Origin of the sequence: Pseudomonas sp. HPB0071 (assembly GCF_000478505.2) — a bacterium.
In the GTDB taxonomy this organism is placed as follows: domain Bacteria; phylum Pseudomonadota; class Gammaproteobacteria; order Pseudomonadales; family Pseudomonadaceae; genus Chryseomonas; species Chryseomonas luteola.
The window spans coordinates 422886-443973 of the sequence record NZ_KI517368.1 but is presented as its reverse complement, the minus strand read 5'-3'; the positions used below and the strand labels follow the sequence as shown (position 1 = coordinate 443973).

Below are 21088 nucleotides of genomic sequence, written 5' to 3'. Positions count from 1 at the left end.
TTCGATAGTTAAGTCCACCAGAAAGACTTCAATGCCTTCCTAAATGGCATGCGTGCGTTTCTGCCAGGAAATGAAAGTCTACTCTATTTGTTTGAAAGGTTTTGACAGATAATGCCATCCCTTCTCTAGCTTTACTTTTCTAGGCCTTCTAGCCTTTCGATCACGTGCTACAGCCCCGTCATAACAACAAGCCTCGGAGCGCAACATGGCCATAAAAATATCCACTGCCCCTTGCTGTTGGGGTGTTGATGACGTCAACAATCCTTTTCTTCCCCCTTGGCAGCATGTACTGCACGAAGCCTCGCAGGCCGGTTACCGTGGGATTGAACTAGGTCCTTATGGATATCTTCCGCTAGACGTTCACACAGTCGGTGATGTTCTGACCGCACATGATCTGCATGTGGTTGCCGGAACTATCTTCGATAACCTTGTCGACCCTCGAAACCTGTCAAATCTTCTAGAGCAGACGCACTCTATTTGCTCCTTACTTACGCACCTACCCATTATCGAGCAGGAGCCCGGCCAACGTTTCCGTATGCCCTATCTGGTTGTAATCGACTGGGGACATGAAGAACGCGACTATAACGCCGGCCATTCTGACCGGGCTCCGCGTCTCCCCCAGCAGGACTGGCAGCACATGATGAGTCACATCCGTACCATAGCCGACCTCAGCTGGAAGGAATACGGCGTGCGAACAGTGATTCACCCGCACGCCGGTGGCTATATCGAGTTCGCCGATGAGTTGGCGCAGCTGGTGGAAGATATTTCCGACGATGTTGCGGGTCTGTGCCTGGATACAGGCCATTTGTATTACGCCGGCATGGACCCGGTAACGACGCTCCGCCAGTACGGAAGTCGCCTTGACTACCTGCATTTCAAAGATATCGACCAGGCGATATTCGATCAGGTCATGGATGAACGCATTAGCTTCTTTGATGCTTGTGCCAAAGGGGTCATGTGCCCAATTGGACGCGGCGTCATCAACTACCCTGCCCTATACGAACTCATTCAAACACTGGGTTATCAGGGCTACATCACCGTCGAACAGGAGCGCGATCCACGCAACGCCAAGGGCACCCTGCACGATGTTGCGGCCAGCCGCAGCTATCTCTCTACGATCGGTTTCTAACCCACTCTGCTAAAGGACAATAACAATGATTAATGGCAGCAAGCGTATCCCCCACCCCATCCGCTGGGCCATGGTAGGAGGCGGTCGTGATAGCCAGATCGGCTACATTCATCGTTCGGCCGCCTTGCGTGATCAGAACTTTGCCTTGGTAGCTGGAGCATTCGATATCAATCCTGAACGCGGCCTCAAATTTGGCACAACACTAGGTGTCGATCCTGAACGCTGTTACCCAGACTACCTCAGTCTGTTTGAACAGGAGGCCCAGCGACCAGATGGTATTCAGGCGGTATCCATCGCCACACCCAATGGCACGCATTACGCTATTACCAAGGCGGCGCTGGAGGCAGGCTTGCATGTAATCTGTGAAAAGCCCCTGTGCTTTACAGTGGCGGAAGCTGAAACATTGCGTGAAGTAGCTTTGGCGAAAAATAGAATCGTAGGCGTGACCTATGGTTACGCCGGCCATCAACTGATCGAGCAGGCCCGCCAAATGATTGCCCAAGGCGAACTGGGCGAAATTCGGATGGTACACCTGCAATTTGCCCACGGCTTTCATAGTGACTGCGTAGAGTTACAAAACGGGGCCGCCCTATGGCGTATGGACCCGCGCATAGCGGGCCCTAGCTACGTGCTAGGCGATATAGGTACCCATCCGCTGTATATTTCAGAAGTTATGTTGCCTGACCTGAAGATCAAGCGCTTGATGTGCTCGCGCCAGAGTTTCGTCAAGAGTCGTGCCCCGCTGGAGGACAATGCCTATACCCTCATGGAATATGACAGTGGCGCCATGGGCATGGTCTGGTCCAGTGCTGTAAACGCAGGTTCCATGCATGGTCAGAAGGTCCGCGTGATCGGCTCCAGGGCCAGTCTTGAATGGTGGGATGAACGTCCTAACCAACTTTCATTCGAAATCCAGGGTCAACCAGCCCAAGTTTTAGAGCGCGGCATGACCTACCTCCACGCCAACGCCCTGATCGACGACCGCATCGGCGCAGGCCACCCCGAGGGGCTTTTCGAGGCGTGGGCCAATCTCTACTACCGCTTCGCCCTGGCCATGGACGCGACGGACCGTAACGATAGCACGCTATTAAAGACGCTTCGTTACCCTGACATCCATGCTGGCGTCGAGGGAGTGCGTTGGGTTGAGCGCTGCGTACAGTCTGCAGATCAGGACGGCGCATGGGTTGACTATTGACCTGCATCCTGAACAGCTAAGCCTTTACGATGGCCGTTCCCTATGAACAACCTACATTCAGTGCAGCTGCGACCTGCTCAGCGAAAGTTTCTCATCACTGAAAATACCACTCATTCTGGCTTCCTCGCTGCGCATGAGAGAATAGCAACCACCTGCCCTGATCAGGCACCGCTGCCTGCCCCCTTGGAATTGGGTAGGCTCCTTCTAAACGGCTCGGCATGAAGGGCTTAAAGGAGTACTATCGTGGCGGGCCGTTGCTGCCTGCCGCTCGCACCCCTTGGGTAAGGTGAAAGCATCCATGTTCTCTCCCAAATCGCTTCTCTGATCACCGAAGCATTGGTAATGCGAGCTCCAGAATGCTTCGCTTTCAGGAGGAACGATGATTTCAATTGAGCAAGCCAAACAGATGGCTAGAAGATTGCGTGCTTCATTGGCAGAGCGTAATCAAGACATACCCCACTCTACTGCGCTTGAGTTGGTCTCACATCAACTGGGTTACAAGGATTGGAACACTGCCTCAGCAGCACTTTCAAAAGAAGACCAAACGCAAAACAACCCTATCTTCGGAAGATCTGTCCCTATACTTCGGATATTTGATGAAACCAAGGCACGGGAGTTTTACCTGGACTTCCTGGGTTTCAGCGTCGAGTTCGAACATCGATTTGAAGCTCATCTGCCGCTTTACCTTGGTATTGACCGAGGCGGTCTCAAACTTCATTTATCCGAACATCATGGCGACTCCAGTCCGGGGTCCACGATCTTTGTACCGATGCAAAACATCAAGGCCTTTCGCGATGAGCTATTAGCAAAACACTATAGCTACGGACGCCCAGAGATTGTTCATCAGCCCTGGGGACAGGTTATGGAAGTCCATGATCCTTTCGGTAATCGCTTCCGCTTCTACCAAGACTGATTAGCTCACTGAGCTTGGTAGTCGCTTGGGTATAGCTCAACGACTACCCAGCCCTGAATGACAATAGCGATCAGCCAAAGGGAGGTTTGAGTCTGCTAGGTAAAGCAACCACTCAGCTTTATGAAGCCAAAAGTTGAGCAATTTTCTTACGCAGATTTCCATGAACTTCTTCTGTGTATGGGGGAGCGGCTTTCCAGTCATAGAACCAAACAGGCATTTTACGATGCTGTTCGGGTTCCGATGCATAGCGGGAAAAAATGTGACAATGGAGTTCTGGTTCTGAATTACCCAATATTTCGTAATTCATACGCAGTGCCCCGGTAGCCTCTAGAACAGCATCGCCGATACGTGTCATTTCGAGTAGGTAGGTGGTTCTAGACTCAGCATCAAGATCATTCAGGCTAGGAACAACAGGATCCGGAAGCAACAGGCAATAGCCTGGAAGAAACTGTACATCGCCCATAACTGCCCAGCCAGAGGCCATACGGCAAATAACTTTGTCGTTTGCTCCGGTACGTGCGAGCGCCACACGATCTGAAATGAGTGACATGCGTGTCCTTAATAGCGGCATTACCGGCTAGGTCTTTGTTCAGAATTCTCTGACTTTGGTTTGATCATTTCCCTTATGACGATTGCCACCGCACCTTCTCGCAAGTACTAAATCTTCCGTATCAAACACTAAAGCGTGTGGCGACCCTTTAAAAGGGCAGCGTTGATTAAATTTTCGAATTATCACTTCCAGCCAATAATTTGCATTTAAAATGCTGTTGTCTTTCAGATATAACCCAGCGACTACCGCATACCATACAGGCATATCAGTTAAGGTAAGAGGTAGAGCTTATGGATTGACCTCAACTGTCTTATCTACTGAGCACAGCGAACGCCCTGCTGGATATAGATATTGAGTTGCCGTCTGGGTCTTTAGCATTCGCAAAAGAATAACCGTCAGCATGATGAGTAATGCCAAACCTTAACCCCTGGGTCATGCACTGCTCTTTAAAGCTATCTACATCCTTAACATCAAAAACGAGTTTGACGGCAGCTTGTCCTACTTTTATGCCCTTCCCGGCAGGATGAACCATAATAATGGCACCGCCATCTTTATCTTTTGGTATTAGTTCAGCGATAAGATCATCAACGTCAATCTTACTAGCGAAACCGAAATAGCGTTCATAAAAGGTACAAGTAACCTGGACGTCTCTGACGTACAGCATGATGCGATTCAGCTTTGGGTACATGCTTGTAGCCTGCTTTTTGATTTATGAATGGAGTCGAGCATATACCGCTTCGGCAACTACCACTTCGAAAACCAAAAATTAAAAAGCCAACCTCCTTTAAAAGCTGACTCTAACTACGAGTAGTTAGAAGCAGTCGAAAGCAATTTCATAGTAGACATTGGGATATAACTCAATGACTACATATTTTCTTATAGCAGCTATCGGTCAGTTGCAGTGTTATTTCTCATGAGCGCAGGCTAGATATCCCTTGGCCTATTTATCCAAGATATTACCTGCCTGCGCTCATCAGTAAGGCTTCGCTAGCGACACTAGTCCAGCAGATCTGCGGGTACGTTGCCGCCGTTCTCAGCCAGCTTTTGCAGTACAGCTTTGTGCAGCCACATGTTCATCTGCGCGGAGTCCTGCAGTTTGTCTGCTGGGCAGTTCAGTTCTTTGGCGAGCTCCTGACGAGCAGACAGGCTGCTGTCCAGGTCAAGCAGCTTGAGCAGATCGACAATGGACGTTTTCCAGTTGAGCTTTTCGGCATGGTTGGCCGCCAGCCCGTCGAGCTTGGCAGCCACATCCACCTGACTGATGGCCTGTGGTGCGGCTCCGGTAGCTGTATCCGTGGACGAGGATGACGTGCCAGCGGGCGTACCTGCCGCTGCATCAGTGCTGCCCGGCTGCTGCGCGGTAGGTTCGGCAGCGTGTGCTTCTTTACCAATACCAAGCTTGGACAAGATATTGCCAAATAGGCTCATATAAACTCCTCATCTATCAATCGAGACGGTGACCTGCTTGTGCAGGGCTTGCCTATCTTCCGACCGCTGTGTCGAGGAATTAGTTTGAAATAAATGCCATTAGTTTGAGACCAGACCCAACATCTTCATTCCTGTTGGTGTTACTTCTCCTTCGGAATAATGGAGATGGCACCATTTTTCTCCAGAATCGCATATTTGATCTGATCCATTCGCTCAAGCCCATGCGTGGTACGGGCCGCCTCCAGGAGGTCCTCCTCGGCCAGACGTACCTTGTTCAGTCTCGCCTTAAGCACCTGTCCATTCTCTACGATGATCATGGGCATCCCGTCTATGAACCGCGCAAGCTTGGGGGACCGCTCCTTGACCAGCGATAACCCGATATCGATGACTACCAGGGTCACGATGATGAGCGCTGCGTTGGTTACGGAAAAATCATCGCCCAGCAACGCCTGTTGGGTCGCCTCGCCAATAATCAGAAGTAGCACAAAATCAAACGTTGTGATCTCAGCCAGGGTACGCCGCCCGGCAATCTTGAAGATAACAAAGACCACCAGATAAACCGCCGCAGCGCGTAATACCGCGTCCATGATTGCTCCTTACGGATAAATGAATTGCGTCAGTTGCAGGGCGGGCCCTGAAGTCAGCGTTGAAACGACACTGCGAGACAGACCAACCCCCTGTGCCCGAAGACTCAGGTGCGTCTGGACCCAGCCTCGATCATCAGCCAGGTAGGTAAGGCGCATCCCTGAACCGTAGCTGCGGGATTCGACTGGCTCGGGTTGCAGGCTGTCGACACTGAATGAGTCCAACAGACTGCCGTCGAGCAGGATGGTCGCTTTTCCATCTGCTCCAGCCTTGGCCTTGATGGTGACCGGCATGGATGCACCATTACGTGCAAAGCGCTCGTAGACAATGATCAGTTCGCCATCAGGACTCTGGATTTCGGTATGACTTAGTGGACCCTTGGAGAACAGACCAAGCAACGTCAGGATGACAATGGCGCACAGCATGTGCCAGCCTATACGCTCGATCATCCAGATCCGTTTCTGTACGCAAAGGTCTTCTTGGATCGGATACTGGCGGCTGGAAAATTCGTTCTTATCGTCTGGCGTTGACATATTTACGTCCCTGACCTGTTGTTACGGTTGAAAGCCGGGACACTCATTAGTTCTGCGCGTACACGCCGTGCCTCGCCTCATCCCCCTATCGCAGCACACCGCATACGGCGGCCAGAAACCAAGCCCTTAAGCATTACGTCTGCAACATCAGGTAATACCTTAAGGGTGCACCATGACATTCAATGAACTTTCGGCAAAACTCTCAAATTAGGCAGGCCAAGCCCGCACGTTTCAGCTGGCTGTCACAGGCATCATTCTCTGGGCTGTCTTTCATTACAACGATACGTGGCAGCTGATCATCAACACCTCCATGACCATCATTACGTTTCTCATGGTGTTTCTGATCCAGAACACACAGAACCATGACAACGTTGCCCTGCACATCAAGCTCGACGAATTCTTGCGCGTTACCCAAGGCGCACAGGATCGCCTGCTCCACTTGGAAAATCTCGACGTCAATGAACGCAAAGCGCTGCACAAGAAGTATAAGGGAATAGGAAAGAGACCAGTGCGCTCAAGCGTCGGGACCTGGAGGCCGAAGAAAAGATTGAGCACGCCTAAAAAAAGTGAAACCAATCACAGTTAGAAAAACCCAACCTCAGTAATGGCACTAAACCATCACCTCATTATTGACATGTAAATAAATCCTATAACCGCCATTAAGTTTCAAGCGTAGAAAACGATAACCCCTCCAATGCGGTTCTCTGCGCAATCGACTTAATGGTGGTGCTTGATGCCTTCCTCTGATGTTTCTCTCGATCATTCCATTTCTGGAGCTTCCAACCACGCCTCAATGACAGGTACCGTCTGGATTCCGCTTGCGCTGTGTGGCGTAGCTGGCGGAGCCGGAATTGTCTGGGCAGGAAACGCTTCCTCGTTGAGCTGGGTGCTGGCAGCTGCGCTACTGATTGCAGCCGGGCTTTTGGCTGTCTGGGGCCAGGCGCGCCAGCAGCAGGTGCTGAAAGCACTTTCCGCCTCACAAAGCGAGGCACGCGGCATGACCGGCAAAAAGGCCCAAGAAGGTGCTGTGGACGGGATCTGTATTGAAGTGCTCCCGGTGTGGGCACAGCAGATCGAAACAGCGCGTAGTCACACGGAAGAAGCCGTTACCCAACTGACCCATCGCTTTGCTGAGCTGGCAGGCCGTATTCAAATGTCAGTCGAAGGGTCCCATGATGGCAGTGCTCAGGCGCTTGTTGCGCTCCTGTCCTCCAGCCAGAACGAACTCAACGGCATCATTACCGGCCTGCGTGAAGCCTTGTCAAGCAAGGCAGTGCTCCAGCGTGAAATCACGCAACTGCATGAATTTACCGGCCAGCTTCAGGCCATGGCCAAGGATGTTGCCGATGTTGCCAAGCAGACGAACCTGTTAGCCTTGAACGCGGCTATCGAAGCTGCACGTGCAGGCGAGGCAGGCCGTGGATTTGCGGTAGTCGCCGATGAAGTTCGCAGCTTGTCGACTCTGTCAGGCAACACCGGACAAAAGATCAGCGAAACGGTGGAGACCGTTAATGCCGCCATTCGCCGCACCCTGGAGGCGTCCGAGCAGTACGCCCGTCAGGATGCTGAAACCCTGGCGAACTCCGGAAACGTCATCGAAAACGTCATCACCCAGTTCAATGCCAGCGCCAGTCATCTGGTGCAGCAGAGCAACACCTTGCGCGAGCAAAGCGAAGCCGTGGGCGCTGAAATCTCGGACGTCCTGGTAGCCCTGCAATTCCAGGATCGCGTCAGCCAGATGCTGAGCCATATCCGCAATGATTTGAACAAGCTGGAACAGCGCCTGCTTGACCGCCGTACTCAGGCCGCGCAGGGCGAGGCGTTGAAGCCGATCGACACCAAAGCCTGGCTTGATGAGCTGGCCAAGACCTATACCACAGCGGAGCAGCTGGCTGTCCATCACGGCAAAACGCCGGCCTCAGCCGCTTCGTCCGATATCACCTTCTTCTAAGCCACACTTCTGTTCGAGACCATTATGAGCACGAAAAAAACCGTTCTTATCGTTGATGACTCCATTTCGATCCGCCAAGTGGTCGGCATGACACTCAAGGGCGCCGGCTACGACGTGATCGAGGGCTGTGATGGCAAGGACGCATTGGGCAAGTTAGACGGCCGCAAGATCCACCTGATCATCAGCGACGTGAACATGCCCAATATGGACGGCATTGCGTTTGTTACAGCAGCCAAGAAGCTGCCAGCCTACAAGTTCACGCCGGTCATCATGCTGACCACCGAGTCGGGTGCCGACAAGAAATCAGCCGGTCAGGTCGCAGGCGCCAAAGCCTGGATGGTCAAGCCCTTCCAGCCCGCTCAGATGCTGGCGGCTGTTTCCAAACTGATTCTGCCGTAACCCTGCTACGAGATCGTCACCATGACCGAAGCCGCTATTGAACTGCATCACCGTGTGGCCCTGGATGGCCCGTTGACTATTTATACAGCAGCTGAGAGCAAGGCCAAGGTGCTCGATCCGCTCAAGGCCAGCGCACAGGTCGAATTTGATCTGGCAGGAGTAGATGAATTCGATTCGGCTGGCCTGCAGCTGCTCATCCTTGCAAAACAGGAAGCAGCCAGGCGTGGCTGCTCGCTTAGCCTGTGCAATCACAGCCCTGCGGTTGTGGAGTTGCTTGAGCTAAGCGGGCTAGTCAGCTTTTTTGGCGACCCTCTTCTTATTCAGCCGCATCTCGCTTGAGGCCACGCCGTGAATATCGATGACGTGTTAAAGATTTTTATTGCCGAAAGCCAAGAGCTTCTCCAGCAGATGGAAGATGCTCTGTTGCAGATCGAGCAGAACCCGCATGATCCAGACCTGATCAATGCGATTTTCCGTGCTGCCCATACAATCAAGGGTTCAGCAGGCCTGTTCGGGCTGGACGGTATCGTCAGTTTTACCCATGTGGCAGAAAGCGTTCTGGATCGCATTCGCAGTGGCGAGCTTGCCTTCAACGATGCGTTGGCCGCCCTATTCCTGCAGGTATGTGATCAGCTCAACGCCCTTATTACGCATGTAGAAGCTGGCGGCTCGCTGGATGAATTGGAGCCGGCACTGCACAAGCAGGGTACAGCCCTGGTCGAGACCTTGAGCCAGTATCTGTCTGGCAATGCCGTACCGACCTCGATTGTGGAAGCCGCTGCGCCCGTGGCCCGTGAGATCAGTGACAAGCCTGGCGAGCATTGGCATCTGTCACTGCGCTTTGGTCCCGATGTGTTACGCAATGGCATGGATCCCTTAGCGTTTTTACGGTACCTCAATACCTTCGGGCAGATCACTCATATCGTCACGCTAACTGAACACGTTCCTACGGCTGACGAAATGGATCCGGAAACCAGCTATCTGGGTTTTGAAGTGGCGTTTGCAACGGATGCCGATAAGGAAACGATTGAAGGTGCCTTCGAATTTGTTCGTGAAGACAGTCAAATTCGTATCTTTCCACCGAACAGCAAGACGGCCGATTATATCCAGTTGATCAACGAGCTACCGGAAGAAGATCTGCGCCTGGGTGAAATGCTGGTACGTTGCGGTGCGCTGACACAATCGGAGCTGGAAAAAGCACTTCAAAAACAGTCAGAGCCAGAAGCAGAAGCAGCGCCTATTGGTCAGGTACTGATCAATGAGAAGAATGTCCAACCACAAGTCGTGACCGCTGCGCTGCAGAAGCAAAAGCAGGTCAAGGACAACCGGACAGCTGAAGGTAACCTGATTCGAGTGGATGCCAACAAGCTTGATCAGCTTATTAACCTGATCGGTGAGCTGATTATTGCAGGGGCCGGTACCCAACTAGCCGCTCAGCAAAGTGGCGTTGCCCAACTGGTAGAGTCTACTGGCGTACTGTCGCGCTTGGTGGAAGAGGTACGTGATTCAGCCTTGACCCTGCGAATGGTACAAATCGGCACGACATTTAACCGCTTCCAGCGCGTCGTGCGTGATGTGTCCAAAGAGCTGGGTAAGGACATCGTTCTGGAAATCAGTGGTGGTGACACCGAACTGGACAAGACCGTAGTCGAGAAGATCGGCGATCCGCTGACCCACCTTATTCGCAACTCCATGGATCATGGTATTGAGCCAGCCCCTGTTCGCCTCGAGCGTGGCAAGCCTGCCCAGGGTACGGTGCGCCTGAATGCGTACCACGAGTCCAGCAGCATTGTCATCGAGGTATCGGACGACGGTGGTGGTCTCAATAAAGATCGCATCCTACGCAAAGCCATAGAGCGCGGACTCGTCAGCGACAACCAGAGCCTGACCGACAAGGAAATCTTCAATTTGATTTTCGAGCCTGGTTTTTCTACCGCCGAGCAAGTCAGCAACCTGTCCGGTCGTGGCGTTGGGATGGACGTGGTAAAGAAAAATATCACGGCTCTACGCGGCACAGTGGATCTGGACAGCGTTGAAGGCATAGGCACTACGATTAGTATCCGCTTGCCTCTGACACTGGCCATTATTGACGGCTTCCTGATTGGCGTTGGCAAAGCCACCTATGTGGTTCCACTGGACATGGTTGAGGAATGCATTGAGCTGACCAGCGACCAGTCCTCTGCGGCCAGACAAAGTACGAGCGATTACATCGATTTACGGGGCGATGCCCTGCCCTTCATCCGACTACGTGAATTGTTTGCCGTTGAAGATGAACCGCCACGCCGTGAAAACGTAGTTGTCGTGAACTACGCAGGTAATCGTGCCGGCTTGGTCGTAGATCAGCTCATGGGTGAGTTTCAAACCGTTATCAAGCCACTCGGCAAGATTTTCGATAACAACCGCGCCTTGGGCGGCTTCACCATATTGGGTAGTGGTGCCGTGGCGTTGATCCTCAGTGTGCCGGGAATGATCGGCACAATTACACAAAGGCAGGCCGCTTCCAGCGCCGCCATGACCATCAATTCCTGATTGAGACAGCTATCATGAACGAAACGAAAAAAATGGTGCTGCTGGTAGTCTCTGCATTACTAGGCATCCTGGTCCTGGCCGGCGCTGCGCAGTACCAGATCAGCCGAGTATTCGAGGCAGCAAACTTCGGCAACGAGAACGCAGTGCCGAGCTTATTGGCTATCGCAGCGGTCAACGATCCTACCAATAAGTCTGTAAGAGCTATGTTCCTTCACTTACAGAGCAACGATGCCCTTGAGAAAGGGCAGCTGGCTCAAGAAGTCCATGACCTGCAGAACAAGGTCCAAAACGCTCTGAAAGACTATGAAAATTTCCTAGCCAACGATGAGGATCGTCGCTTGCTGGAGCAGGACCGTGAAGCCATCGGTGCCCTGTTCGCCCTTCAGGATAAATTGCTTCTGCTGTCCCAGCAGGGACAACTGGATCAAGCCAGGGAAATACTGATGGCTAACCGTCCGGTTTTCACCAAGCTGGCCGAAGCCTTGGGTACTCATCGTGAGTTCAATCAGCGCCTGGGTGAACAAAGTGCTCAGCTGGCAGCCAGCATCAAGACCAATGCAACAATTACATCCATTGTTATCGCCCTGGTGACTCTGCTTGCTATCGGCTTTATTGGTTTCGTCATCATCCGCAGCCTGCAAAAAGTCGTAGCCGTAGCCAATCGCGTGGCTAAGGGCGATCTGCCGGATGACATTGTAGTCAAGGCAAGCGATACAACTAGCCTCATGGCGGCCATGAGTCGCATGGTAGGTACGTTGCGCAATCTGCTCAACGAGATGAATCACATGTCCAAGGAGCACGACAAAGGGGAAATAGATGTTTTCATTCCCGCTGACCGCTTCGAGGGCAGCTACCGCACCATGGCGCAAGGCGTAAACACCATGGTGTCCAGCCATCTCGAAGTCCAGCAGAAAGCCATGGCATGCGTAAAAGCCTTTGGCGAGGGCAATCTGGACGCCTCTCTTGAGCGCTTCCCCGGCAAGAAGGCGGTGATCAACGATAACATCGAGCAGGTACGTGCAAATATCATGCAGCTGGTCAATGAAATGCAGCGCATGTCCCGTGCTCATGACAAAGGTGACATCGACGTCTTCATCGAAGCAGCCCGTTTTAGCGGCTCTTATCAGGCGCTGGCGGAAGGCATCAACACCATGGTCGATGGCCACCTTGAGGTGCAACGCAAGGCCATGGCGTGTGTACAGGCTTTTGGCGAAGGTGATCTTTCTGCACCGCTGGAGCGCTTCCCAGGTAAAAAGGCAATAATCAACGACAATATCGAGCAGGTACGGGCCAATATCCAGCGGCTGGTAGATGATGCCAGCGCGCTCAGCAGTGCAGCCATGGCAGGCCAGTTGGCGACCCGCGCCGATGCTGGTCAGCATAAGGGTGATTTCCGCCGTATCGTCGAAGGCATCAACGGGACGCTCGATGCGATTGTCAGCCCTGTTAATGAGGCCATGAGCGTTATGGCCGGCCTTGCCCAGGGTGACCTCAGCCGCACGGTACAAGGTAATTACCAGGGTCAGCTCTTGGAACTCAAGCAATCCATTAACAGCACCGTTGGCAAGCTGAACCAGATTATCACGGACGTTCGCGATTCGGCCGATGCACTGGCCAGTGCATCAGAGGAGATTTCAGCAACTGCCCAGTGCATGAGCCAGGCCTCCACGGAGCAAGCGGCATCGGTTGAGGAAACCAGCGCGTCCATGGAGCAGATGTCCGCTTCTATCGGCCAGAATACCGAGAACGCCAAGGTCACTGACAGTATGGCCAGCAAGGCTGCCCAGGAAGCATCCGAAGGTGGCAAGGCCGTGAAGGACACGGTCGCAGCCATGAAGACCATTGCCGACAAGATTGGCATCGTGGACGACATCGCCTATCAGACCAACCTGTTGGCCTTGAACGCGGCGATCGAAGCGGCACGTGCCGGTGAGCATGGCAAGGGCTTTGCGGTTGTGGCAGCTGAAGTACGCAAGCTAGCCGAGCGTAGCCAGATTGCAGCCCAGGAAATTGGCAATGTAGCCAAGGGTAGTGTTGACCTTGCCGAGCGTGCCGGTACGTTGCTGGACGAAATTGTGCCCTCGATCGGCAAAACGTCCGATCTGGTACAGGAGATTGCGGCCGCGTCGGAGGAGCAGAGCTCAGGTGTCAGCCAGATCAACGCGGCCATGGGTCAGCTGAGCCAGATTACGCAACAAAATGCTTCAGCCTCTGAAGAATTGGCGGCAACGGCCGAAGAAATGAGCAGTCAGGCTGAACAGTTGCAGCGTCTGATGAGCTTTTTTAGCAGCAATGGCCACACGGCTACGGCAGACCTTCAACGTGCGTTGGATCATACTCGTCCACTCACGGAGCAGGTACGTACTAAAGCTCAGGCTCATCCGCATGCTGCAACGGCATCTGGAGCGTTACCGGAAGGCTTCATCCGCTTCCAGGGCTGATGACCATAGGGCGCCTGCATCTTCCGCAGGCGTCCCTTTTATCTAGATATCTAACCCAGGTTGGCCAGAGGCTTACCTGTGAGGCTGATCATGACTGTTTCAAGGAAAATGCTTCTTCTGGTGTTCTCAGCCCTGTTTGGCATTGTGCTATTGGCAGGGACAGGTCAGTACCAGATCGGCCGCGTATTCCAGGCGGCTAACTATGGCAATGACAATACAGTGCCTAGCCTATTGGCGATCAATGAGATTAGCCAAAGCGTTGATAGCTCCATCAAGAATTTTTACGTGCACATCTTAAGCACTGACGCGGCTCAAATGGCGCAAGTCGATGAGACACTGGCGTCTATTCGCGCAGATATTGACCGGGGCTTGAAGCACTATGAAACCCTACTGTCAAACGATCAGGACCGCCAGTTGCTGGCTAACGACCGGGAAGCGTTGAAAGGCCTAAAAGAACTAGAGAGCAAGGTGCTGCCCTTGTCACGGGAAAACCGTACTGAGGAAGCTAAATCAACGCTCTTGGAAAATCTTCAAGTCATTGAAAAAGTTAGCCAGGCATTTGATGCTCACGTCCGGTTCAATGAGCAACTCGGTAAAGAAGGCGCCGCGACCGCAGTAAGCCTGAAAGGAACTGCCACGCTTATCTCTATCATGATTGCGCTGGCTACATTGGTAGCCGTAGGCCTGATCGGCTTTGTCATTACCCGCAGCCTGCTTCGGCAGTTGGGTGGCGAACCCGCCGACGTTGCAGCCATGGCCAATCGTGTTGCGGCCGGTGACCTGCCTAGCGAGATTGCGCTAAAGAAAGGCGACTCTACCAGCCTCATGGCAGCCATGAGCCGTATGGTGGAAACCTTACGCGGCCTACTCAATGAAATGAATCGCATGTCCACTGAGCACGACAAGGGCGAGACCGATACCTTCATTCCGGCTGATCGCTTCGAGGGTAGCTACCGCACAATGGCGCAAGGCGTGAACGATATGGTCAAGGGCCATATCGATGACCAGCGTAGTGCAATGGCCTGCGTAAAAGGCTTTGGTGAAGGCAACCTGGACGCGCCTCTGGCCCGCCTGCCGGGCAAGAAAGCATTCATTAACGATAACATCGAGCAGGTACGTGCCAACATCAAGGCACTGATTACCGATACCCAGCAACTCAGTCAGGCGGCAATAGCCGGTCAGCTCGATGAGCGAGCCGACGCTTCCCAGCACCAGGGTGACTTCCGTCGGATCATCGAAGGCGTCAACGGCACATTGGACGCCATCGTTGCACCACTAAGCGAAGCCATGGACGTCATGGGGGCGCTGTCAAACGGCGACCTAGGCCGTACGATTCAAGGCGATTACCAAGGTCAGCTCTTGGAACTCAAGCAATCGGTCAACAGCACCGTCAGCAAGCTGTCCCAGATCATCATGGATGTGCGTGATTCGGCCGATGCATTGGCCAGTGCGTCAGAAGAGATTTCAGCTACGGCGCAAAGCATGAGCCAGGCATCCTCTGAGCAAGCGGCATCGGTTGAGGAAACCAGCGCGTCCATGGAGCAGATGTCCGCCTCCATTGCTCAGAATACCGAAAACGCCAAGGTTACCGATGGCATGGCCAGCAAGGCTGCTAAAGAAGCCGTTGAAGGCGGTCAGGCGGTTCGTGAGACCACCTCTGCCATGCAAAGCATTGCCGAGAAGATCGGCATTGTGGACGACATTGCCTACCAGACCAACCTGCTGGCCTTGAACGCTGCGATTGAAGCCGCACGTGCCGGTGAGCATGGCAAGGGCTTTGCGGTAGTCGCTGCTGAGGTGCGCAAGCTGGCCGAGCGTAGTCAGGTTGCCGCTCAGGAAATTGGCAACGTTGCCAAGGGCAGCGTTGCCTTGGCCGAGCGGGCAGGCACGCTGCTGGATCAGATCGTTCCGTCGATTACCAAGACTTCCGACCTGGTACAGGAAATCGCTGCTGCATCCGAAGAACAAACTTCAGGTGTAGGTCAAATCAACTCCGCGATGGGTCAGCTCAATCAAATTACGCAACAAAACGCTTCAGCCTCTGAAGAATTGGCGGCAACGGCCGAAGAAATGAGTAGCCAAGCAGAAAAACTGCAGCAACTGATGAGCTTCTTCTCAGCCCATCGTGCCGCTGCCGATCTGCAGCGCGCCATTGATCATGTAAGGCCGGTTTCTAGCAAGCCGAGCCATAGCAGGGAGCGGGTCATGGCGCAACGTCCACTTCGTACAGGCTCGTCACCGGAAGGATTCGTCCGGTTCGAGGAATAAGACATGAGTACCGATGTGACTACTGCGTTGCTCTCTTCAAACGGTGAAGCCGAGCGTCAACACCTGACCTTTGTAGTAAACGGTGAGACCTTTGCCGTGGATACGCTGTGCGTACGGGAGATTATTGAATACGGCCAGCTTACTGTCGTTCCGCTGATGCCAGCGTTTATCTGCGGAGTAATCAACCTGCGCGGCGCCGTCGTGCCAGTCATTGATCTGGAAGCACGGTTCGGAGGCACTCGTACGGCTGTTACATCGCGGACCTGCGTCGTCATCCTCGAGACTGTAGATGACGACCAACCCCAAGTCATTGGTGTGGTGGTTGATGCTGTAAGTGAAGTGCTTGAAATACCTCTGGAGCATGTCCGTCCGACTCCGGCTTTCGGCAGCCGCATCCGGACTGACTTCATCCAGGGCATTACCAAGATCAAGGACGAGTTCGTGGTACTGCTGAACGTCAGCCACGTGCTGTCCATCAGCGAAATCGCAGGACTCGTCAAAACCCCAGAAACCGCTATGGCCTTCGGCAGCGCGCGTGCAGCGCTTCCGCAGCGCTCGTTGTAACTCTCGGAGTCATAGCCATGTTTAGAAACATGCGCGTTACCACCAAGCTTGCCTTGGGCTTTGGCACAGTCGTCGCTCTGCTTGTCATCGTGATTCTAGTGGGCGTCGTCAACATGGCGGCCATGAAGAAGTCTGCAGATACAATGTCTTTGGATCGTTTCCCAAAGACGGAAATGACCAACGAGCTTATTCAGAACACATTAAATAATGGCCGATTGCTCCGCAATATTTTGCTTAATGATGATTTAAGCAAGCGTCCTGAGTATGTTGATCGGGTCAATAAGTACCGCAGCGCGAACGCTGAAATCATCAGTCGTCTCGAAAAGAGCGTTTACTCGGAAGAAGGCATCAAGCGTGTCAAGGCTGCTATTGCTGCTCGAGATGCACTACAAAGTAAATATGCGCAATTTTTTAAGTTAGTTGAATCGGATCAGAACCAAGCTGTTCATTTCCTGCTGGACGAATTTACTCCAACCAACAACGCCTTCGTTGATACCCTCACGGCACTCAATCAGTACATGAAGGATGAAATGGTTAAGGCGGGTGTCCAGGCGACTGAGTCTTTTGAGTCGGCGCGCCTGCTCATGGTCAGCATCGGCATTGCAGCCGTTATCATTGCCATGATCCTAGGCTTCATCATCGCCCGCAGTCTTATCAAGCAATTGGGTGGCGAACCGGCCTATGCTGCTGAAGTTGTTAGCCGCGTTGCTGCCGGTGACCTGAGCGTCAATGTTGTGACCAAACCTGGTGATACCACTAGCATGCTTGCGGCTATCAAAGGCATGACAGACAAACTGGCTTATATTATCAGTGAAGTGCGGGGCTCTGCCGATGCGCTGTCCAGTGCCTCAGAGCAGGTTTCCGCTACAGCACAAAGCATGAGTCAAGCGTCTTCTGAACAGGCCGCATCGGTTGAAGAAACCAGCGCGTCCATGGAGCAGATGTCTGCCTCCATTGCCCAGAATACCGAGAACGCCAAGGTGACTGACGGCATGGCCAGCAAGGCCGCCCAGGAAGCAGCCGAAGGTGGCAAGGCCGTGAAAGACACAGTCGCAGCCATGAAGACTATTGCCGACAAGATTGGCATCGTGGACGACATCGCCTATCAGACCAACCTGTTGGCCTTGAACGCGGCGATCGAAGCGGCACGTGCCGGTGAGCATGGCAAGGGCTTTGCGGTTGTGGCAGCTGAAGTACGCAAGCTGGCCGAGCGTAGCCAGATTGCAGCCCAGGAAATTGGCAATGTAGCCAAGACAAGCGTCGCCTTGGCCGAGCGTGCCGGTACGTTGTTGGATGAAATCGTACCCTCGATCGGCAAGACGTCCGATCTGGTACAGGAGATTGCGGCCGCATCCGAAGAGCAAACCTCAGGTGTAGGCCAGATCAACACGGCGATGAGCCAATTGAGCCAAATCACTCAGCAGAACGCTTCTGCCTCGGAAGAGCTGGCTGCGACCTCTGAAGAAATGAGTGGTCAGGCCGAACAGCTCCAACAGCTGATGGAGTTCTTTACCCTGGCTCACAACGGGAGTGTCTCTTCCAGTGAAGCTCCGCGCAGCCAGCCACCAGCGGCTGTACCGACTCGCAAGGCAGCAACGCCAGCGCGTGACTATAGCCCTGCCGCCGGTCAATTGGCTGGCGTACCGGCTGGTTTTGTACGCTTCAAGGATTAATGCCCATGAGTGTTCTAAAGGCTAACCGCGTGGCTGCTATCGAGCAGCCACAGCAATACCTGACCTTCTCATTGAATGCAGAAATGTTTGCGGTCAGCACGACGTGTGTACGTGAAATTATCGAGTATGGTCCGATTACAGCCATGCCCATGATGCCTCGTAGCATTCGCGGCGTAATTAATCTGCGTGGTGCAGCAGTACCTGTTTTCGATCTTGGGGTGCACTTTGGTGGTGCGCCTACTGAGGTCAACCGGCGCAGTTGCATTGTGATGCTGGAGCTAAGTGTCGGAGGCCGACATCAGATCTTTGGCATCGTGGTAGATGCCGTTAACGAAGTACTGGAAATCAGTGCCGATGCCATTGAACCAGCGCCGCGCTTTGGCACCCATGTCCGTACCGACTTCATTCTCGGCATGGCCAAGCGCGAAAATGGTTTTGTAATCCTGCTCAATATCGACCAAGTCCTCAATGCTGAGGATATTGATTACCTGGCCAGCCAGAACTGACGGTAAATGCCATGACGATGGATAACCTTGCTCTTTCAGACAGCGATTTCCGCAAGTTTCGTGGAATGATTTACGATGCTGCCGGGATCAGCATGGCAGACTCCAAAAAGCCCCTGGTCAGCGGACGGCTGGCCAAGCGGGTTCGTCAGCGGGGCCTTCCCAGTTATGGAGCCTACTTTGACGTCCTGATGCGCGATCGGAGCGAGTTTCAAACAGCGGTTGACTTACTCACCACCAATGAAACCTATTTTTTCCGTGAGCCCAAGCATTTTGAGTTCCTCCGTACCGTTGTACTACCAGAGATACGTGACCGCGCGTCCGTTCGTATCTGGAGTGGAGCGTGCTCGACTGGTGAGGAACCTTATACCCTGGCGTTAACTCTGGCTGATACGCTCGGCACCCGCCCGTGGGAAATCGTTGCATCTGATATCAGTACCCGGGTGCTGGAAAAAGCGCGTCGGGGCCAATACCCCTTGGAAGATGCCGAAGGTATTCCAAAAACGTTACTGCACAAACACTGCTTCAAGGGTATTGGTCAAAATGAAGGGACATTCCTGATTGATCCAAATCTGACGGCACGTATTACCTTTCGACAGATCAATCTCAATACCACCCTGCCTGATATTGGTCAGTTTGAAGTGATCTTCTTGCGAAATGTAATGATTTACTTTGACAACGACACCAAGCGCCAGGTGGTCCAACGTCTGGTAAACCATTTACGTCCAGGAGGTTATTTCATGGTAAGCCATTCAGAAAGCCTCAATGGCATCACTGAAGCGCTCAAGATGGTTAGACCCTCTATCTATCAGAAGCCTCATGCCTGAGCCAACAAAGATTAAAGATGTTTATCTTAAGCCTGGGGAGCTGCATTTCGGGGGTGCTGATACACGCATCCGAACGTTGCTAGGCTCCTGTGTGGCGCTGGTGTTCTGGCATCCCCAGCGCCAGCTGGGCGGGATGTGCCATTACCTACTGCCTACTCGCAGCAAGGGGCACAAGGTATCGGACCGACTCGATGGTCACTACGGTGACGAGGCGCTGGCGCTACTGCTCCAGGCTATCCAGATGTCAGGTACACAACCATCGGAGTTTACCTTGCGTGTCTTCGGTGGCGGCAACATGTTTCCAGGAATCGCACGTAATGAAAAGGACCACATAGGCTTGCAGAACGTCAAGGCGGCTAAGCGCCTTCTACAGGCACACGGACTGGTTTGTAGCGCCAGCCATGTGGAGGGTATCGGTCATCGACGCCTTAGCTTTTCCATTTGGGATGGGGAGGTCAAGCTTGAGCAATCGCCTCCTGTACAGGCTCCACCACGGCAAAGAGATCGCCTATGACTAGCATTAAAGTACTGATCGTCGACGACTCCGCCGTGGTGCGTCAGGTGTTATCCACGACGCTGTCTGCCGACAGTGCCATCGAAGTGATTGGCGTGGCGGCTGATCCGCTTTTCGCCATGGACAAGATGAATAAGCAATGGCCGGATGTCATCGTCCTTGATGTGGAAATGCCTCGCATGGACGGCATTACCTTTCTCAAGAAGATCATGGCCGAGCGCCCTACTCCGGTTGTGATCTGCTCGACGCTGACGGAAAAAGGTGCCGCGACCACCATGCAGGCTCTCTCATCCGGCGCGGTCAGCTTTGTCACCAAGCCACAGGCTGGGCTCCGACAGTTTCTGGTAGAAAGTAGCCAGGAGTTGATTTCCGCGGTCAAGGCAGCGGCCCGCGCCAACGTTCGCCGTATCGCAACGTCCGCGCCACCGGCCAGCCCGCCGCCGAAACTCAGCGCAGATGTCATCCTGCCGCCGGGCCAGGCGATGACCCGCACGACCGATACAGTGGTCAGCATTGGCACCTCTACTGGCGGTACGCAGGCGCTGGAAGTGGTTCTGACCGCCCTGCCACGGGTGTGTCCAGGCATCGTCATCGTTCAGCATATGCCCGAGCGCTTTACGGCCGCCTTCGCCGAGCGCCTGAACGGACTCTGTCAGATCGAAGTACGCGAGGCCCAGCATGGTGATCGCGTCATTCCCGGTCGCGCCTTGATCGCACCCGGCGGACGGCACATGCTGCTCAAGCGCAATGGCGCGCAGTATCAGGTAGAGATCGTCGACGGGCCGCCAGTAAGCCGTCACCGCCCTTCTGTTGATGTCCTGTTCCGTTCAACGGCGCGCTGCGCCGGCAAGAATGCCCTAGGTATCATCATGACCGGTATGGGAGACGACGGGGCACGAGGTCTTAGGGAAATGCGTGAAGCAGGCGCCAAGACATTGGGCCAGGATGAGCAGAGCTGTGTGGTTTATGGAATGCCCAAGGAGGCTTTCAAGTTGGGGGCCGTAGAGCGTGAACTGCCTCTGGACCAGATTCCGGCAGCTATTTTGAACATGGCCCGCTAGGCATTCTACGGACAAGCGCAGCATA

19 protein-coding genes and 4 pseudogenes are annotated in these 21088 nt (G+C 53.6%); 18 read left to right on the top strand and 5 right to left on the bottom strand.

Features of this window, described 5'->3' with window-relative positions; all coding sequences use genetic code 11:
• Positions 1-205 precede the first annotated feature (205 nt).
• From HMPREF1487_RS21535 to HMPREF1487_RS21525, 3 genes are all read left to right on the top strand, one after another.
• Positions 206-1129 (top strand): TIM barrel protein, encoded by a 924-nt coding sequence (locus tag HMPREF1487_RS21535; RefSeq protein WP_010798866.1) that lies wholly within the window; start codon positions 206-208, stop codon positions 1127-1129.
• Positions 1130-1154: 25 nt separating this feature from the next.
• Entirely contained in the window at positions 1155-2324 is a 1170-nt protein-coding gene (locus HMPREF1487_RS21530) for a Gfo/Idh/MocA family protein (protein WP_010798865.1), read from the top strand.
• A gap of 379 nt (positions 2325-2703) precedes the next feature.
• Positions 2704-3237 (top strand): glyoxalase superfamily protein, encoded by a 534-nt coding sequence (locus HMPREF1487_RS21525; protein ID WP_010798864.1) that lies wholly within the window; start codon positions 2704-2706, stop codon positions 3235-3237.
• Positions 3238-3355: 118 nt separating this feature from the next.
• Here the strand turns inward: HMPREF1487_RS21525 and HMPREF1487_RS21520 are convergent, their stop codons facing one another.
• From HMPREF1487_RS21520 to HMPREF1487_RS21500, 5 genes are all read right to left on the bottom strand, one after another.
• Positions 3356-3787, bottom strand: coding sequence for an HIT family protein (locus HMPREF1487_RS21520; protein ID WP_010798863.1), 432 nt, complete (start codon positions 3785-3787; stop codon positions 3356-3358).
• Positions 3788-4097: 310 nt separating this feature from the next.
• Positions 4098-4475: a VOC family protein gene (locus tag HMPREF1487_RS21515; RefSeq protein ID WP_010798862.1), complete on the bottom strand. Its 378-nt coding sequence runs from the start codon at positions 4473-4475 to the stop codon at positions 4098-4100.
• Positions 4476-4783: 308 nt separating this feature from the next.
• The gene (locus HMPREF1487_RS21510) at positions 4784-5215 is read right to left on the bottom strand and encodes a DUF3597 domain-containing protein (RefSeq protein WP_010798861.1); all 432 of its coding nucleotides are present in this window, start codon (positions 5213-5215) and stop codon (positions 4784-4786) included.
• Between the two features lie 140 nt (positions 5216-5355).
• Entirely contained in the window at positions 5356-5802 is a 447-nt protein-coding gene (locus HMPREF1487_RS21505; RefSeq protein ID WP_010798860.1) for a DUF421 domain-containing protein, read from the bottom strand.
• Positions 5803-5811: 9 nt separating this feature from the next.
• Positions 5812-6333 carry a hypothetical protein gene (locus HMPREF1487_RS21500; RefSeq protein ID WP_010798859.1) on the bottom strand — a complete coding sequence of 174 codons (522 nt, stop codon included), beginning with the start codon at positions 6331-6333 and terminating at the stop codon, positions 5812-5814.
• Between the two features lie 172 nt (positions 6334-6505).
• On the opposite strand from HMPREF1487_RS21500, the pseudogene HMPREF1487_RS26950 reads away from it, so the two are divergent.
• The 15 genes and pseudogenes from HMPREF1487_RS26950 (at position 6506) to HMPREF1487_RS21435 (ending at position 21063) form a co-directional block, all read left to right on the top strand.
• A pseudogene (locus HMPREF1487_RS26950) lies at positions 6506-6919 on the top strand (low affinity iron permease family protein).
• Positions 6920-7066: 147 nt separating this feature from the next.
• A complete protein-coding gene (locus tag HMPREF1487_RS21490) occupies positions 7067-8284 on the top strand; it encodes a methyl-accepting chemotaxis protein (protein WP_230382190.1) in 1218 nt (405 codons plus the stop codon).
• Between the two features lie 24 nt (positions 8285-8308).
• Positions 8309-8683, top strand: a complete 375-nt coding sequence (locus tag HMPREF1487_RS21485) for a response regulator (RefSeq protein WP_010798856.1) — start codon at positions 8309-8311, stop codon at positions 8681-8683.
• A 21-nt stretch (positions 8684-8704) separates the two neighbouring features.
• A complete protein-coding gene (locus HMPREF1487_RS21480) occupies positions 8705-9022 on the top strand; it encodes an STAS domain-containing protein (protein WP_010798855.1) in 318 nt (105 codons plus the stop codon).
• A 9-nt stretch (positions 9023-9031) separates the two neighbouring features.
• Positions 9032-11212 carry a chemotaxis protein CheA gene (locus tag HMPREF1487_RS21475; RefSeq protein WP_010798854.1) on the top strand — a complete coding sequence of 727 codons (2181 nt, stop codon included), beginning with the start codon at positions 9032-9034 and terminating at the stop codon, positions 11210-11212.
• A gap of 14 nt (positions 11213-11226) precedes the next feature.
• A pseudogene (locus tag HMPREF1487_RS28060) lies at positions 11227-12453 on the top strand (MCP four helix bundle domain-containing protein); the annotation flags it as partial.
• Positions 12454-12552: 99 nt separating this feature from the next.
• Positions 12553-13653: a methyl-accepting chemotaxis protein gene (locus HMPREF1487_RS28055; protein ID WP_371106404.1), complete on the top strand. Its 1101-nt coding sequence runs from the start codon at positions 12553-12555 to the stop codon at positions 13651-13653.
• A gap of 90 nt (positions 13654-13743) precedes the next feature.
• Positions 13744-14991 (top strand): annotated as a pseudogene (locus HMPREF1487_RS28570) (MCP four helix bundle domain-containing protein); the annotation flags it as partial.
• A 75-nt stretch (positions 14992-15066) separates the two neighbouring features.
• A pseudogene (locus HMPREF1487_RS28565) lies at positions 15067-15921 on the top strand (methyl-accepting chemotaxis protein); the annotation flags it as partial.
• Between the two features lie 3 nt (positions 15922-15924).
• A complete protein-coding gene (locus HMPREF1487_RS21460) occupies positions 15925-16485 on the top strand; it encodes a chemotaxis protein CheW (protein WP_010798851.1) in 561 nt (186 codons plus the stop codon).
• Between the two features lie 17 nt (positions 16486-16502).
• Positions 16503-18158 carry a methyl-accepting chemotaxis protein gene (locus tag HMPREF1487_RS21455; protein WP_010798850.1) on the top strand — a complete coding sequence of 552 codons (1656 nt, stop codon included), beginning with the start codon at positions 16503-16505 and terminating at the stop codon, positions 18156-18158.
• A 5-nt stretch (positions 18159-18163) separates the two neighbouring features.
• The gene (locus HMPREF1487_RS21450) at positions 18164-18664 is read left to right on the top strand and encodes a chemotaxis protein CheW (RefSeq protein ID WP_010798849.1); all 501 of its coding nucleotides are present in this window, start codon (positions 18164-18166) and stop codon (positions 18662-18664) included.
• 11 nt (positions 18665-18675) lie between these two features.
• Positions 18676-19488, top strand: coding sequence for a CheR family methyltransferase (locus HMPREF1487_RS21445; RefSeq protein ID WP_010798848.1), 813 nt, complete (start codon positions 18676-18678; stop codon positions 19486-19488).
• Positions 19481-20002 carry a chemotaxis protein CheD gene (locus HMPREF1487_RS21440; protein ID WP_010798847.1) on the top strand — a complete coding sequence of 174 codons (522 nt, stop codon included), beginning with the start codon at positions 19481-19483 and terminating at the stop codon, positions 20000-20002. The genes HMPREF1487_RS21445 and HMPREF1487_RS21440 overlap by 8 nt, the downstream gene beginning before the upstream one ends.
• Positions 19999-21063 (top strand): protein-glutamate methylesterase/protein-glutamine glutaminase, encoded by a 1065-nt coding sequence (locus tag HMPREF1487_RS21435; protein ID WP_010798846.1) that lies wholly within the window; start codon positions 19999-20001, stop codon positions 21061-21063. The genes HMPREF1487_RS21440 and HMPREF1487_RS21435 overlap by 4 nt, the downstream gene beginning before the upstream one ends.
• Positions 21064-21088 lie beyond the last annotated feature (25 nt).

What these genes read in the sequence shown, in the direction of transcription:
- HMPREF1487_RS21535 (WP_010798866.1), top strand. Translation starts at nt 206, where the DNA reads ATGGCCATAAAAATATCCACTGCCCCTTGCTGTTGGGGTGTTGATGAC.
- HMPREF1487_RS21530 (WP_010798865.1), top strand. Translation starts at nt 1,155, where the DNA reads ATGATTAATGGCAGCAAGCGTATCCCCCACCCCATCCGCTGGGCCATG.
- HMPREF1487_RS21525 (WP_010798864.1), top strand. Translation starts at nt 2,704, where the DNA reads ATGATTTCAATTGAGCAAGCCAAACAGATGGCTAGAAGATTGCGTGCT.
- HMPREF1487_RS21520 (WP_010798863.1), bottom strand. Translation starts at nt 3,787, where the DNA reads ATGTCACTCATTTCAGATCGTGTGGCGCTCGCACGTACCGGAGCAAAC.
- HMPREF1487_RS21515 (WP_010798862.1), bottom strand. Translation starts at nt 4,475, where the DNA reads ATGTACCCAAAGCTGAATCGCATCATGCTGTACGTCAGAGACGTCCAG.
- HMPREF1487_RS21510 (WP_010798861.1), bottom strand. Translation starts at nt 5,215, where the DNA reads ATGAGCCTATTTGGCAATATCTTGTCCAAGCTTGGTATTGGTAAAGAA.
- HMPREF1487_RS21505 (WP_010798860.1), bottom strand. Translation starts at nt 5,802, where the DNA reads ATGGACGCGGTATTACGCGCTGCGGCGGTTTATCTGGTGGTCTTTGTT.
- HMPREF1487_RS21500 (WP_010798859.1), bottom strand. Translation starts at nt 6,333, where the DNA reads ATGTCAACGCCAGACGATAAGAACGAATTTTCCAGCCGCCAGTATCCG.
- HMPREF1487_RS21490 (WP_230382190.1), top strand. Translation starts at nt 7,067, where the DNA reads ATGCCTTCCTCTGATGTTTCTCTCGATCATTCCATTTCTGGAGCTTCC.
- HMPREF1487_RS21485 (WP_010798856.1), top strand. Translation starts at nt 8,309, where the DNA reads ATGAGCACGAAAAAAACCGTTCTTATCGTTGATGACTCCATTTCGATC.
- HMPREF1487_RS21480 (WP_010798855.1), top strand. Translation starts at nt 8,705, where the DNA reads ATGACCGAAGCCGCTATTGAACTGCATCACCGTGTGGCCCTGGATGGC.
- HMPREF1487_RS28055 (WP_371106404.1), top strand. Translation starts at nt 12,553, where the DNA reads ATGGCAGGCCAGTTGGCGACCCGCGCCGATGCTGGTCAGCATAAGGGT.
- HMPREF1487_RS21460 (WP_010798851.1), top strand. Translation starts at nt 15,925, where the DNA reads ATGAGTACCGATGTGACTACTGCGTTGCTCTCTTCAAACGGTGAAGCC.
- HMPREF1487_RS21455 (WP_010798850.1), top strand. Translation starts at nt 16,503, where the DNA reads ATGTTTAGAAACATGCGCGTTACCACCAAGCTTGCCTTGGGCTTTGGC.
- HMPREF1487_RS21450 (WP_010798849.1), top strand. Translation starts at nt 18,164, where the DNA reads ATGAGTGTTCTAAAGGCTAACCGCGTGGCTGCTATCGAGCAGCCACAG.
- HMPREF1487_RS21445 (WP_010798848.1), top strand. Translation starts at nt 18,676, where the DNA reads ATGACGATGGATAACCTTGCTCTTTCAGACAGCGATTTCCGCAAGTTT.
- HMPREF1487_RS21440 (WP_010798847.1), top strand. Translation starts at nt 19,481, where the DNA reads ATGCCTGAGCCAACAAAGATTAAAGATGTTTATCTTAAGCCTGGGGAG.
- HMPREF1487_RS21435 (WP_010798846.1), top strand. Translation starts at nt 19,999, where the DNA reads ATGACTAGCATTAAAGTACTGATCGTCGACGACTCCGCCGTGGTGCGT.